At 71.1% G+C, this 13302-nt stretch carries 14 protein-coding genes; 3 read left to right on the forward strand and 11 right to left on the reverse strand.

Annotated features, from left to right (window positions below):
* Window position 1: 1 nt before the first annotated feature.
* Entirely contained in the window at window positions 2-922 is a 921-nt protein-coding gene (gene dapA / locus AC5RUW_RS08345; RefSeq protein WP_494160271.1) for a 4-hydroxy-tetrahydrodipicolinate synthase, read from the reverse strand.
* Between the two features lie 84 nt (window positions 923-1006).
* Here dapA and AC5RUW_RS08350 point away from each other — a divergent pair, with 84 nt between their 5' ends.
* A complete protein-coding gene (locus AC5RUW_RS08350) occupies window positions 1007-2161 on the forward strand; it encodes a heparan-alpha-glucosaminide N-acetyltransferase domain-containing protein (RefSeq protein WP_494160272.1) in 1155 nt (384 codons plus the stop codon).
* Here the strand turns inward: AC5RUW_RS08350 and AC5RUW_RS08355 are convergent.
* Genes AC5RUW_RS08355 through modA form a run of 8 tightly spaced genes read right to left on the reverse strand, consistent with a single transcriptional unit; the run spans window position 2158 to window position 8052 of the window.
* Window positions 2158-2643, reverse strand: a complete 486-nt coding sequence (locus AC5RUW_RS08355; protein WP_494160273.1) for a hypothetical protein — start codon at window positions 2641-2643, stop codon at window positions 2158-2160. The two genes, AC5RUW_RS08350 and AC5RUW_RS08355, sit on opposite strands and share 4 nt — an antisense overlap.
* Before the next feature lie 9 nt (window positions 2644-2652).
* The gene (gene dapB, locus AC5RUW_RS08360) at window positions 2653-3411 is read right to left on the reverse strand and encodes a 4-hydroxy-tetrahydrodipicolinate reductase (protein WP_494160274.1); all 759 of its coding nucleotides are present in this window, start codon (window positions 3409-3411) and stop codon (window positions 2653-2655) included.
* Window positions 3412-3467: 56 nt separating this feature from the next.
* Window positions 3468-4040, reverse strand: coding sequence for a molybdenum cofactor biosynthesis protein MoaE (locus tag AC5RUW_RS08365; protein ID WP_494160275.1), 573 nt, complete (start codon window positions 4038-4040; stop codon window positions 3468-3470).
* Window positions 4033-4554, reverse strand: coding sequence for a MogA/MoaB family molybdenum cofactor biosynthesis protein (locus tag AC5RUW_RS08370; protein WP_494160276.1), 522 nt, complete (start codon window positions 4552-4554; stop codon window positions 4033-4035). Before AC5RUW_RS08370 ends, AC5RUW_RS08365 begins: the two co-directional genes overlap by 8 nt.
* Window positions 4551-5045, reverse strand: coding sequence for a cyclic pyranopterin monophosphate synthase MoaC (moaC, locus tag AC5RUW_RS08375; RefSeq protein WP_494160791.1), 495 nt, complete (start codon window positions 5043-5045; stop codon window positions 4551-4553). The genes AC5RUW_RS08370 and moaC overlap by 4 nt, the downstream gene beginning before the upstream one ends.
* Window positions 5046-5078: 33 nt before the next feature.
* Window positions 5079-6491, reverse strand: a complete 1413-nt coding sequence (locus AC5RUW_RS08380) for a molybdopterin molybdotransferase MoeA (protein ID WP_494160277.1) — start codon at window positions 6489-6491, stop codon at window positions 5079-5081.
* Complete coding sequence (locus AC5RUW_RS08385; protein ID WP_494160278.1) at window positions 6488-7288, reverse strand: ABC transporter permease; 801 nt, start codon at window positions 7286-7288, stop codon at window positions 6488-6490. The genes AC5RUW_RS08380 and AC5RUW_RS08385 overlap by 4 nt, the downstream gene beginning before the upstream one ends.
* Entirely contained in the window at window positions 7285-8052 is a 768-nt protein-coding gene (gene modA, locus AC5RUW_RS08390) for a molybdate ABC transporter substrate-binding protein (protein ID WP_494160279.1), read from the reverse strand. The genes AC5RUW_RS08385 and modA overlap by 4 nt, the downstream gene beginning before the upstream one ends.
* A 38-nt stretch (window positions 8053-8090) precedes the next feature.
* Between modA and moaA the strand changes: the two genes are divergently transcribed.
* Window positions 8091-9209, forward strand: coding sequence for a GTP 3',8-cyclase MoaA (gene moaA / locus AC5RUW_RS08395; RefSeq protein WP_494160280.1), 1119 nt, complete (start codon window positions 8091-8093; stop codon window positions 9207-9209).
* The gene (locus tag AC5RUW_RS08400; protein WP_494160281.1) at window positions 9210-9470 is read left to right on the forward strand and encodes a MoaD/ThiS family protein; all 261 of its coding nucleotides are present in this window, start codon (window positions 9210-9212) and stop codon (window positions 9468-9470) included. It begins immediately after the preceding gene.
* A gap of 3 nt (window positions 9471-9473) precedes the next feature.
* Here AC5RUW_RS08400 and AC5RUW_RS08405 read toward each other — a convergent pair whose 3' ends face one another.
* The gene (locus AC5RUW_RS08405) at window positions 9474-10859 is read right to left on the reverse strand and encodes a M16 family metallopeptidase (protein WP_494160282.1); all 1386 of its coding nucleotides are present in this window, start codon (window positions 10857-10859) and stop codon (window positions 9474-9476) included.
* Entirely contained in the window at window positions 10860-13073 is a 2214-nt protein-coding gene (locus tag AC5RUW_RS08410) for a polyribonucleotide nucleotidyltransferase (protein WP_494008076.1), read from the reverse strand.
* Window positions 13074-13302: the final 229 nt, after the last annotated feature.

The raw sequence follows: 13302 nt of genomic DNA on the forward strand, positions 1-13302 counted from the left end.
TTTATGCCTCGTTCTGGGAAAAATCCCATCCTGCTTCGGCCAGGTCCGCCAGGACAGACTCCATCTCGATGGCGTCGGGCTCCACCAGCGGCAGCCGGACGGCGGCGCTGGGGAGGACTCCCTGCATCTTGAGGATCTGCTTGGCGGACACGGCACCTGGAATGTGGGTCATCACGGCGCGCACGATCGGGTCGAGCTCGAAGTGGAGGCGGCGGGCCTCCGCGAAGTCGCCGGCGGCGGCCGCGTCGATCAGTGCGCGGAACCGCGCGGTGGCGACGTGGGCGGAGACGCTGACCAGGCCGACGGCGCCGGCGGCCATCCACGGCAGGGTCAGGCCGTCGTCTCCTGCGTACACGTCGAGGGTGGTGTTGGCCAGCACCCGGGTCACCGCGGCGAAGTCCGCCTTGGCGTCCTTGAGGGCGAGGACCTGGGGAATCTCTGCGAGCCGGAACATGGTTTCGGTGGCAATCGGAATGCCCGCGCGGCCCGGAATGTCGTAGATCATGATGGGCAGGTCGGTGGCCGCGGCCACCGCCTCGAAGTGGCCGACGACGCCGCCCTGCGTCGGCTTGTTGTAGTAGGGCGTCACCACGAGCTGGGCGTCGGCGCCCGCCTTCGCTGCGCGGCGGGCCATCTCCACCGAGTGGGAGGTGTGGTTGGTGCCGGTGCCTGCAATGACCTTCGCGCGGCCCCCGACGGTCTCGGCGACGACGCGGAACAGGTCCTCTTTCTCGCTGTCCTCCAGGGTGGAGGTCTCCCCCGTGGTACCCGAAACCACCAGGCCGTCGCAGCCGTCCCGGACCAGCTTGTCGGCAAGGGCCGCGGTGGTATCGAAGTCCACCTCGCCGTCGGCGGTGAAGGGGGTGACCATGGCGGTCACCAGTGTCCCGAAGGGGCGGTCGCGAATGTCAGAGTCAGCCATAGGTAAAACGTTACCCGTTGCCCGGTGGATTGGGACAACGGCGGCGGGAGCCGCCGTCATGCCCGCCTGTGAGACGATGACGGAATGAGCGCACGGCTGAGCGGAATCGACGCCGCACGCGGAATCGCCCTGCTGGGCATGATGGCCACGCACGCGCTGCCGCTCTGGGACCCGGCCACCGGTGACCCGACCGCCGCGGCCCTGATCTTCTCCGGCCGGTCCTCCGCCCTTTTCGCGCTGCTCGCCGGCGTCGGCCTGGCGCTGCTGACCGGGGGCCGGAACCCCGGCGGAAGCAGCCCGCGGCCACGGGCCGGAATCGCCGTCCGTGCCGTCATCATTGCCCTGGTCGGGCTGACGCTGGGCGGGCTGGACGTCAGCATCGCCGTCATCCTGTTCCATTACGCCGTCCTGTTCCTGCTGGCCCTGCCGTTCGTGCTGATGCCGCTGCGGCGGGTGGCCGCCTGGGCCGCGGGCTGGGTGTTGCTCTCACCGGTGGCCGCCTATCTGGTCCGCCCCTGGCTCGGTGACGTGGTGTCGCCCGCCGAAGTGCCCGGCAACATCACCTGGGACGCCTTCGCCCACCCGGGCACACTCGCTGCGGATGTGTTCTTCACCGGGTTCTATCCGGCCATACAGTGGCTGAGCTACCTGCTGGTCGGGCTGGCCATCGGGCGGCTGGACCTGCGGCGGCTGAACACGCAGCTGGGCCTGCTGGTTGCCGGCGTCGGCGCCGCGGCGGGGGCGAAGGTCGCCAGCTGGTGGCTGCTCGGGCCCCTGGGCGGCTTCGCGGCGCTGGAGGCAACCGACAGCGGCCGGCGCTGGCCGCTGGCCCGGATGCTCGAGGTCAACTTCAGCGCGGTGGACCAAAGCGGGTCCTGGTGGTGGCTGGCCACGAGCGCTCCCCACTCCGGGACGACGCTGGACCTGGTACATACGGCCGGGTGTGCGGCGGCCGTGCTGGGCGCCTGCCTGCTGCTGACCCGCCGGGCCAGCGTGCTGCTGCCGCTCTCGGCGGCCGGCGCCATGACGCTGACCCTTTACAGCCTGCACGTGTGGGCGATGTCGGTGCTGGACGCGCAGGATCCGCTGCCGGACCCCTATCTGGTGTTCTGGGCGCAGGCGGCTGCGGCGGTGCTGATCGGCCTGCTCTTTGTGCGGCTGGGCTCCCGCGGCCCGCTGGAGATGGTGGCCTCCGGTGCCTCACGGGCAGCGAGCGAGTCGGTGCCCGTGCGCCGCTAGGAGCGGCCGGCGGACTGCTCGGCCTGGAACAGCTTCACGGCCTGCCGCATGCTGCGCCGGGCGCGGGTGCGGTCCCCGGACGCGTCGTAGGCCTGGGAGAGCCGGAACCAGGAGCGCCAGTCCTCCGGCGCCGCCTCCGCTTCGGCCTGCCAGCGCGGGAACTGCTCGTCCGCGGCCTCGCGGATGATGCGTCCTGCGGGAGTGCGGGGCAGGTCGTCGACCGGCAGCCCGCCCTCCTCGGCCAGCCGGTGCGCCATTTTTTCGGTGTTCAGGCCGAACATCAGCTCGCGGATCAGCGCCCAGGCCCCGACGACGGGCAGCACCAGGTAGGCCAGCCCCATGGCCTTGGCGGTCAGCTGCGGCGCACCCAGCAGCACGATCCCCCGCTGCCCCGCCACGATCATGTAGAAGACCAGCAGGATGGTGACCAGCAGGACGCCGAGCTTGGCCTTGTTGGAGAAAAGGCCCTTGAGGAATGACAACGCGGTTCCTTAGTCGTTCAGGTTGAGGTAGCCGTCGAGCCCGACGGTCAGTCCGGGGTGCGCGGCGACCTGCCGCACGCCCAGCAGCACGCCGGGCATGAAGGAGGCCCGGTCGAAGGAGTCGTGCCGGATGGTCAGCTGCTCACCCCGTCCGCCGAACAGCACCTCCTGGTGCGCCACCAGGCCGCGCAGCCGCACCGCATGCACGCGCACGCCGTCGACGTCGGCCCCGCGCGCGCCGGGCAGTTCCTTTTCGGTGGCGTCCGGGGAGGGGCCGACGCCGGCCTCCGCCCGGGCGGCTGCGATCAGCGACGCGGTGCGCACGGCCGTCCCGGACGGGGCGTCCACTTTGTCCGGATGGTGCAGCTCGACGACCTCGACGGACTCGAAGTACCGCGCTGCCTTCTCGGCGAAAGCGGTGGCCAGCACGGAGCCGAGGGCGAAGTTCGGGGCAATCAGCACGCCGGTGCGTGGGTGCCCGGCCAGCAGGTCCCGGAGCCGGTCCAGCCGGGCAGCATCCCAGCCGGTGGTCCCGACGACGGCGTGCATGCCGTGGTCGACGGCGAAGCGGACGTTGGCCTCGGTGCTGTCCGGGACGGTGAGGTCCACGACGACCTCGGCACCGGCGGAAACCAGCGTCTCGAGGCTGTCGCCGCGGCCGAGGGCGGCGACGAGCCGCAGGTCGGGTGCGGCCTCAACGGCGCGTACTGCTTCGGATCCCATTCGGCCCGATGCGCCCAGCACCGCCACGGCCAACTGCTCATTCATGTTTTCAACATTACCGTCCGGGCGCCGGCTCCTCCGACGCCGGCCGGGGCGCACGGTCAGGGGGCGTCGTCTCCCACGCCCACCCACTCGGTTCCGCCGTCCTCGAAGCGCTGTTCCTTCCAAACCGGCACCCGTTCCTTGACGGTGTCCACCAGCTCGCTGCACGCGGCGAAGGCCTGGCCCCGGTGCGCGGCGGCGGCGGCGCCGATCAGTGCCGCGTCCCCGACGGCAAGCTCGCCGATGCGGTGTGCCACCCAGAGCCGGACGCCGGGATGCCGGGCGGCGACGTCGGCGGCGACCTCCGCAATCACCCGCTGCGCGGTGGGGTGGGCGGTGTAACCAAGCATCTGCACGCCGCTGCGCCTGCCGTCGTGGTTGCGGACCACGCCGCCGAAGGTGACGACGGCGCCGCATTCGTCCGAACGGACGGCCTGCTCGGCGTCGGCGGCGCTGATCGGTTCGGCGGAGACCGAAGCGTGCAGGACGCCGCTGGCCAGCCCCGTGCCCGGATCGTCAGCAGGCTGCCCGGCAGGGCCCGGCATGGAAGCGGCCTGCCCGGCCGCCCTGTCGTTTGTGTCAGCGGCGTTTGTGCCGGGGGCGTTCCTGCCGGCGTCGTGGTTATCAGCCATGCCCGTGTTCTCCCTCCAGCTGTCCGCAAATGTGCCCGATGATCGGTTCCAGCACCGCCAGCCCGTCGGCGACGGCACCCGGGGACCCGGGCAGGTTGACCACGAAGGTCCGGCCGGCGGTGCCGGCGCAGCCCCGGGTCAGCGCGGCCATGGGTGTCTTGGTGCGGCCGTCGGCGCGCAGGGCCTCCATGACGCCGGGCAGTTCACGGTCCAGCAGCGGCCGGGTCTGTTCCGGGGTGACGTCGGTGGGGCTGATGCCTGTGCCGCCGCTGGTGATCAGCACGGCCGGCGCCAGCTCCAGCATGCGGCGCAGCGACTCTCCGACCGCCGGGCCGTCGGGCACCACCTCGGCCAGGGCGACGTCGAACCCGGCGGCGTAGAGCCAGTCGGCGAGCAGCGGCGCGCACTCGTCCTCGTAGGTGCCGGCGGCGGCGCGGGTGGAGGCGATCAGCACGCAGGCGGTGCGCCGGGGGCCGGCAGCGGCCGCGGTTCCGGCGGCGGGATCGTAGCTCACAGGGACCAGTCTCCGCTCTTGCCGCCGGATTTGGCGAGGACCCGGGTCTCGGCGATCACCGCGTGCTTGTCCACGGCCTTGATCATGTCGTAGAGCGCCAGCGCGGCGACCGACGCGGCGGTCAGCGCCTCCATTTCGACGCCGGTGACGGCCCGGGTCTTGACCGTGGCGTCGATGGCGACGCTGTCCTCGCCGGGCTCGAAGTCCACGGTCACCTTGGTCAGCGGCAGCGGGTGGCACAGCGGAATCAGGGTGGAGGTCTGTTTGGCCGCCATGATTCCGGCGATCCGCGCGACGGCGAGGGCGTCGCCCTTGGGCAGGCCGCCGTCGAGGAGCAGGCGCAGCACCTCGGGAGTGGTGCGCAGCACCGCCCGGGCGGTGGCGGCCCTGCTGGTCTCCGCTTTGGCTGATACGTCGACCATGTGCGCCGAGCCGTCCTCGCGCACGTGGGTCAGGGACGGGGAATTCTCGCCGGCTGTCTTGCCGGCCATGTGGTCAGCCACTGGTGGTCCTCTCGCGGTGCCTTACTCCAACAGCCATACTGCCATCTCCGCGCCCTCCGGGACCTGCCCGGCGTCGGCCGGAAAGTGGACGAGCGCATTGGACCCCGCCAGCGCGTGCACCAGGTGCGAGCCCGGGCCGCCGATGAGTTCGACGACGCCGTCGGCGTACCGTCCGCGGCGCACCTGGTGCCGGCCGGTCGGGCTGGTGGCCGACGCCGCCAGCCGGGCCCGGACCTCCCGCCGGGGCGGCGGGCCGCCGGGCAGGCCGGACAGGGCCGGGCGCAGGAACATCTCGAAGGACACCAGTGAACTGACCGGATTGCCCGGGAACGCGAGGAACGGCACCCCGTCCATGCTGCCGATCCCCTGCGGCCCGCCGGGCTGCATGGCCACAGACAGGAACCGGAGGCCCTCGGAAGCCAGGGCCTGGCGCACCACTTCGTAGGCGCCTTTGCTGATGCCGCCGGAGCTGACCACCAGGTCAGGGTCTTCGCGGGCCAGGTCGGCGCGCAATCGCTGCAGGAACAGGGCCGGTGCGTCGGCCAGGATCCGGGAGGCGGCGACGTCGGCGCCGGCGTCGGCCAGCGCGGCGGCCAGCAGGGTGGTGTTGGCGTCGTGGATCTGCCCAGGCTCCAGGCGGGCGCCGGGCGGGCGGACCTCGTCGCCGGTGGTCAGCAACAGCACGCGGGGGCGGGCCCGGACGGCCACCTCCGCCAGGCCCAGGGCGGCGAGCAGGCCGAGCTGCGCCGCACCCAGCCGGGTGCCGGCGGGCAGGGCCAGGGTTCCGGCGGCGATGTCGCTTCCCGCTGCCCGCACGAAGCGGCCGGGATCGACCGGCGCCGGCAGCCGCACCTCTCCCCCGGCCTCGATGAAGCGGGACGGCAGCGCCTCCTCGACCGGAACCACGGCGTCCGCCCCGGCGGGCAGCATGGCGCCGGTCATGATCGGCACCGCGGTGCCCGGCGCCAGCGGCGGCGCCGTCGCTCCGGCCGGTACGGGGTCGCCGACCGGCAGGCTGACCGTCCCCGAAAGCCCGCCGTCGGCTTCGTCCGTGCCCGGCACGGTCAGGTCGGCGGAGCGGACGGCGTATCCGTCCATCTGCGAGTTGGCGAACGGCGGCAGGCTGCCGGGGGCGCGGATGTCGGCGGCGGTCAGCAGCCCGCGGGCCTGGAGCAGGGGCAGCGTGCGTACGGCGGGGGGCCGGGCGGCAAAGCGGTCGATGAGCAGGCGCCGGACGGCGTCACGGTGTTCGGCGACGCTGCGTGCCCCGCCCCCGCGTTCCGTACCGTGCCCGGCTCCCCTGCCCTGTGCCTCCGCCGGGCCGTGCTCCGGCTTCCGCGCCGGTTCCCCGGCTCCGTGCGCCGGGGTCGGGGTCCGTGCTTCCGTTCCGTCTGCTGTGCCGTGCTCCATGGAACGGGAATTGTAGGCGCTCATCGCGGCAGCAGCCTCCCTGCCCCGATCCGTGCCAGCACCAGCAGCGCCAGGTACAGGCTGATGAGCAGCAGGCAGATACCCAGCGCCAGCTGCGGCTGGCTGGAGTTCAGGCTCAGTTCGATCTGCAGCGGCAGGGTGCGGGTGCGCCCTTCGATGCTGCCGGCGAAGGTGATCGTGGCGCCGTACTCGCCCAGGGAGCGGGCGAAGGCCAGCAGGGCGCCGGAGACAATGCCGGGGAGGGCCAGCGGCAGGGTGATGTGGCGCAGGATCGCGGTCGGCCCGGCACCCGACGTCGCTGCGGCCAGTTCCAGCTCCGGGTCCACCTCGCGGAGGCTGGCGTGCGCGGCGACCACGAAGAAGGGCAGCGACACGAAGACCTGGACAATGACGACGGCGGCCGGCGTGTAGCCGACGCCGAGCCCGGCGGCGTCCAGGAAGCGTCCGACGAGCCCCTGGCGGCCCCAGAAGTACAGCAGGGCGATGCCGGAGACCACAGGCGAGAGCACCAGCGGCACCAGCAGGATCCCGCGCAGCAGCTGGATCCAGGGCCCGCCCAGCCGGCTGAAGAGCACGGCCAGGGGCAGGCCCAGGAGCACGCAGAGCACGGTCGAGGCCAGGGACGTTCCCAGCGAGAGGCCCAGGGCGGTGCGGGCCTGCCCGGAGGCCAGGACGGAGCCCATGTCGGTCCAGGGAACGTTGGCCAGCAGCGCGGCCAGCGGACCGGCGCTGAAGAGCAGCCCGGCGGCGGCGGGAATCCAGAGCCACGCCGGGACGGTGGAGCGGGTGCGGATGCTCATCCTGCAGGCTCCGCGGGCTCGAACCCGGCGTCGCGAAGGATGGGCTCCGCTCCGCCGGCGGCCAGCCAGTCATAAAACGTCACGGCCGCCGGGTTGTCGGCCCCTTCGACGGTGAGCGCGGCCGGATACCGGTTCGGCTCCGGATCGTCCAGGTCAAGATAGGTGACGCCCTGGTCCGCAGCGGCGAGGGCATCGGTGAGGTAGACCAGTCCGGCGTCGGCCTGGCCGGTGGCGACCTTGGTCAGCACCGACCGCACGTCGTCCTCCCGGCTTTCACCGTTCAGCTCCACCCCGGACGCGGTCAGCACCCGCTCCGCCGCCCTGCCGCAGGGTACCGACTCCGCGCACGCGGCGGCCCGCACGCCGTCCCCGGCGAGGTCAGGCAGGCCGTCCACGGCACCGGGGTTTCCCGGGGCCAGGGCCAGCACCAGGCGGTTGGCGGCGATAATTGTCTCCTCGGCCAGCAGGCCGGCCTCGCGCAGCGGCGCCAGCGACTGCTGGTCAGCGGCGACAATGACGTCGGCCCGGGCGCCCGAGAGGATCTGCGCGGCGAGCTGGCTGCTGGACCCGACGTTCAGGCGCAGCGGGGCCTCCGGCCAGGCCTGCCCCATCTCCTCTGCCGCCTCGCTGAGCGAGGCCGCGGCAAAGACGGTGACCCCGTCGGCTGGGGCGGCGGACCCGCCGTCGGGCGCCGGTGCGCAGGCCGCCACGGCGAGCACCAGGCCGGCGGCAAGGGCCGCGGCGGCGGGGTGATGGATGCGCATTCCTAGAGCCTATCGGGGAAAGAGCGTAACCTCGTGGAATGGGAATCTCGCTGGGAATGCCTGCCGTCCGGTCCCGCACCGGAGCCGCGGACGCCTCTGTTCCCGTCCCCGCCGGTGTTCCGGGGCTGGCCGTCAGCGACGGCCTGATGGACCGTTTCGGCCGACGTGCCACGGACATGCGCCTGTCGCTGACGGACAAATGCAACCTTCGATGCACCTACTGCATGCCCGCCGAGGGCCTGCAGTGGCTGGCCAAAGACAACCTGCTCTCCCGTGCGGAAATCGTGCGGCTGGTCCGGGTCGGCGTCGAGCAGCTGGGCATCAGGGAACTGCGGCTCACCGGCGGCGAGCCGCTGGTCCGCGCGGACCTCGTCGACATCATTGCGGACCTGCGTGCCGCCCACCCCGACCTGCCGATCTCGCTGACGACCAACGCCCTCGGCCTGGACCGCAAGGCCGCGGCACTCAAGGACGCGGGCCTGACCCGCATCAATGTCTCCTTGGATTCCCTCCACCCCGGCACGTTCGCGCAGCTGACCCGCCGCCCGTTCCTGGAGCGGGTCCTGGCCGGCATTGAGGAGGCTGCCCGGGTGGGGCTGGGCCTGGTGAAGATCAACGCCGTGCTCATGCGCGGGATCAACGACGCCGAGGCGCCGGACCTGCTGGACTGGGCCCTGCAGCGCGGCTTCGAGCTGCGGTTCATTGAACAGATGCCGCTGGATGCCGACCACGGCTGGACCCGGGAGGGCATGGTGACCGCCGGAGACGTGCGGGCCCGGCTCCAGGAGCGGTTCGTCCTGGCCCCCGATCCGCGCAGCCGCGACGGGGCTCCGGCGGAGCGCTGGCAGGTCTTCCGGCCCGGCTCCACGGAACCGGCCGGCACGGTCGGCATCATCGCGTCGGTCACCGAGCCGTTCTGCGCGGATTGCCGGCGGACCCGGATCACGGCCGAGGGGCAGGTGCGCAGCTGCCTGTTCTCCCATGAGGAGACCGATCTGCGGGCCCTGCTGCGCTCCGAGGCGACCGACGAACAGGTGGCCCTGCGTTGGCAGGAGGCCATGTGGGGCAAGCCGAAGGCCCACGGAATGGACCACGTCGGCCTCGATGCGGAAGACTATGTCCAGCCGGACCGAACCATGAGCGCGATAGGTGGCTAAGTGCTGATCCGTTATTTCGGCGCCGCGAAGGCGGCCGTCGGCCTCAATGAGGAGACCCTGGACCACGGGTCCCTGGCCCTGGACGAACTGCTCGACAAGCTCGCCGCCCGGCACCCCGACCCGCCGGAGGGCGTTCCGCCGCTGAAGACCGTGATCGGGCGCAGCACTTTCCTCGTCAACGAAACCGCCGTCCGCGACCGGACACGTGTCCTGGCCGCGGACGACGTCGTCGACATCCTGCCCCCGTTTGCCGGCGGCTGAGGCCTAGAAGCCGAGTTCCGCCGGCGACTTGAACGGGCCCACCACCGTGATGGTGCGCGGGGCCGCGGCCAGCTCGGCGGCCAGTTCCTGCACCTGCTCCGCGGTGACGGAACGGATGCGGGACAGCGATTCTTCAATGTCGATGAACTCGCCGGTGACCAGTTCGGCCCGTCCCAGGCGTGACATCCGCGACCCGGAATCCTCCAGGCCCAGGACCATGCCGCCGGAGATCTGTCCCAGTGCCTTGGCCAGTTCGCCCTCGTCCACCCCGTCGGCGGCCAGCCGCTCGAGTTCCGCAGCCAGCAGGTCCAGGACCTCGCGGGTGCGCGACGGCGAGCAGCCGGCGTACATTCCGAAGTATCCGGCATCCGAGTAGGCGGCGGAGAAGGAGTACGTGGAGTACGCCAGGCCGCGCTTTTCGCGGATCTCCTGGAACAGGCGGGAGGACATTCCCCCGCCCAGGATGGTGTTGAGGACGCTCATCGCGAACCGCCGGTCGTCCGTGGCGGTCAGCGCGGGGCAGCCGATGACCACGTTCGCCTGCTCCACCGGGCGGTTGATGACCTCCACCCCGCCCGTGGAAACGATGCGCGCGGGCTCGGCGCTGCGCCGCGGGGCAGGCAGGGCCGTCTCAGCCAGCTCCCAGCCGGCCTTGGACAGGGCGTCCCGGACCATAGCGCAGACGTGGTCGTGGTCCAGGCCGCCGGCGGCCGTCACCACCAGCTCCCCGGGCCGGTAGTACCGCCGGTAGTGGTCCAGCACGGCCTCACGGGACACCTCGCGGATGGCCTCCGGGGTGCCGCCGATGGGCCTGCCCAGCGGATGCCCGGCAAGCACCGCTTCAGTAAACTTCTCGTGGCAGAGGTCCGCGGGATCGTCCATGTCCATGGCGATCTCTTCGAGGATGACGCCGCGCTCCTGCTCCAGTTCCTCCGGGTCGATCAGCGCGGAGGTGACCATGTCCGCGATGACGTCGATCGCCATCGGCAGGTCGGAGTCCAGCACCCGGGCGTAGTAGCAGGTGCTTTCCTTGGCGGTGGCGGCGTTGGATTCCCCGCCGACCTCGTCGAACGCGGAGGCGATGTCCATGGCGTCCCGGCGTGCCGTGCCCTTGAACAGCAGGTGCTCCAGGAAGTGGGTGGAGCCGTGCCGGCCCTCGGCCTCGTCCCGGGAGCCGACGCCCACCCAGAAGCCGATGCTGGCGCTGCGCTGGCCCGGCATGGCTTCGGTGAGCACCCGGACGCCTCCGGGCAGCACGGTGCGGCGGACGAGCGCTCCCCCGGCGTTGCCGACGGTGATGTCCGGCTCGGTGGAATTAGTCAGTGGAAGACGGACAACCGTCCCGGGCTGGTGCCCGGGACGGTTGTTCGATGCAGCTGCAGCAGGCATTTACTCCGCCGGCTCGGCTTCCGCCGCGGCCTCTTCAGCCACGACCGGCGCCAGGGACAGCTTGCCGCGGTCATCGATCTTGGTGATCTCCACCTGGATCTTCTGGCCGACGCCGACGACGTCCTCGACGTCGTCAACGCGCTTGCCGCCGGCGAGCTTGCGCAGCTCGGAGATGTGCAGCAGGCCGTCCTTGCCCGGGGTCAGGGAGACGAACGCACCGAAGGTGGTCGTCTTGACCACGGTACCGAGGTACCGCTCGCCGATTTCGGGGACCTGCGGGTTGGCGATCGCGTTGATCGCCGAGCGGGCAGCCTCGGCGGAGCCGCCGTCGGTTGCGCCGATGAGGACCGTTCCGTCATCTTCGATGGAGATGTCGGCGCCGGTGTCCTCCTGGATCTGGTTGATCATCTTGCCCTTCGGGCCGATGACCTCGCCGATCTTGTCCACGGGGATCTTCACCGAGATGATCCGCGGAGCGAACTCGGAGAGCTCGTCCGGAGCATCGATGGCGGCTTCCATCACGTCGAGGATGTGCAGGCGGGCTTCGCGGGCCTGCTTCAGCGCGGCGGCCAGGACCGAGGCGGGGATGCCGTCGAGCTTGGTGTCGAGCTGGATTGCAGTGACGAACTCGCGGGTGCCGGCAACCTTGAAGTCCATGTCGCCGAAGGCATCTTCGGCGCCGAGGATATCGGTCAGGGCGGCGTAGCGGGTTTCACCGTCGACCTGGTCGGAAACCAGGCCCATGGCGATGCCGGCAACCGGTGCCTTCAGCGGCACACCGGCGTTGAGCATGGACAGCGTCGAGGCGCAGACCGAACCCATCGAGGTGGAGCCGTTGGAGCCGAGGGCCTCGGAGACCTGGCGGATGGCGTACGGGAACTCCTCACGCGAAGGCAGCACCGGGACCAGGGCCCGCTCGGCCAGGGCGCCGTGGCCGATTTCGCGGCGCTTGGGCGAGCCCACGCGGCCGGTCTCACCGGTGGAGTACGGCGGGAAATTGTAGTTGTGCATGTAACGCTTGCGCGTCACCGGGGACAGCGAGTCGATCTGCTGTTCCATCTTCAGCATGTTCAGCGTGGTGACGCCCATGATCTGGGTTTCACCGCGCTCGAAGATCGCGGAGCCGTGCACGCGGGGCAGGACCTCGACCTCGGCGGTGAGCTGGCGGATATCCGTCAGGCCGCGGCCGTCGATGCGGACCTGCTCCTTGAGGATGCGCTGGCGCACGACCTGCTTGGTGACCGCGCGGAAGGCTGCGGAGATTTCGCCCTCGCGGCCTTCGAACTGCTCGGCCAGGGAGGCCTTGACCTCGTCCTTCAGGGCGTCGGCAGCGGCGTCGCGCTCCTGCTTGTCGGCGATGGAGAACACGGAGGCCAGCTTCTCGGCGGCAGCGGCGTTCACGGCGTCGTACACGTCGTCCTGGAAGTCCAGGAAGATCGGGAACTCGACGGTCGGCTTCGCAGCGCGGGCGGCCAGGTCGGCCTGGGCCTCGCACAGAACCTTGATGAACGGCTTCGCGGCCTCGAGGCCCTCGGCGACGACCTCTTCGGTCGGGGCGGTGGCGCCCTCTTCGTTGATCAGGTTCCAGGCGTTGTCGGTGGCTTCGGCCTCGACCATCATGATGGCGACGTCGTCACCGGCGATGCGGCCGGCAACCACCATCGAGAACACGGCGCGCTCCAGCTCGGAGTGCTTGGGGAAGGCAACCCACTGGCCGTCGACCAGGGCGACGCGGACGCCGCCGATCGGGCCGGAGAACGGCAGGCCGCTCAGCTGGGTGGACATGGAGGACGCGTTGATCGCGACGACGTCGTAGAGCACGTCGGGGTTGATCGACAGCACGGTCACGACGACCTGGACCTCGTTGCGCAGCCCCTTGACGAAGGCCGGGCGCAGCGGGCGGTCCATCAGGCGGCAGGCCAGGATCGCCTCGGTGGAGGGACGGCCTTCGCGGCGGAAGAAGGAGCCGGGGATGCGGCCGGCGGCGTACATGCGCTCTTCCACATCGACGGTCAGCGGGAAGAAGTCAAAGCCTTCACGCGGGGACTTGCCCGCGGTGGTGGCGGAGAGCAGGGTGGTGTCCTCGTCGATGTAGACCATCGCGGAACCTGCGGCCTGCTTGGCGATGCGGCCGGTTTCAAACCGGACGACGCGCTTTCCGAACTTGCCGTTGTCAATGACGGCTTCGGAGAACTGGATTTCGGGACCCTCCAAAAGAGTCACCTCCGTTTCTGTTTCGCGGAGGCAACTGGCATCGTCCGTGAAGTGCGTGCCTGTGGCACGTACTTCCGCACCCGGTCTTCGATCGAGGCCCACGGGCCGGGCGGGAAGTCCCGCACGTCCCGGAGACCACTACCGAGGACCGCGAATGCCTGCGATGCCGGTTGTCTCCATGTTCATGGATTATTCAGTTGTACGTGCCGCCGCCAGGCGGCACGGTGTC

The sequence above is a fragment of the Arthrobacter sp. Y3222053 genome (genome assembly GCF_059092805.1).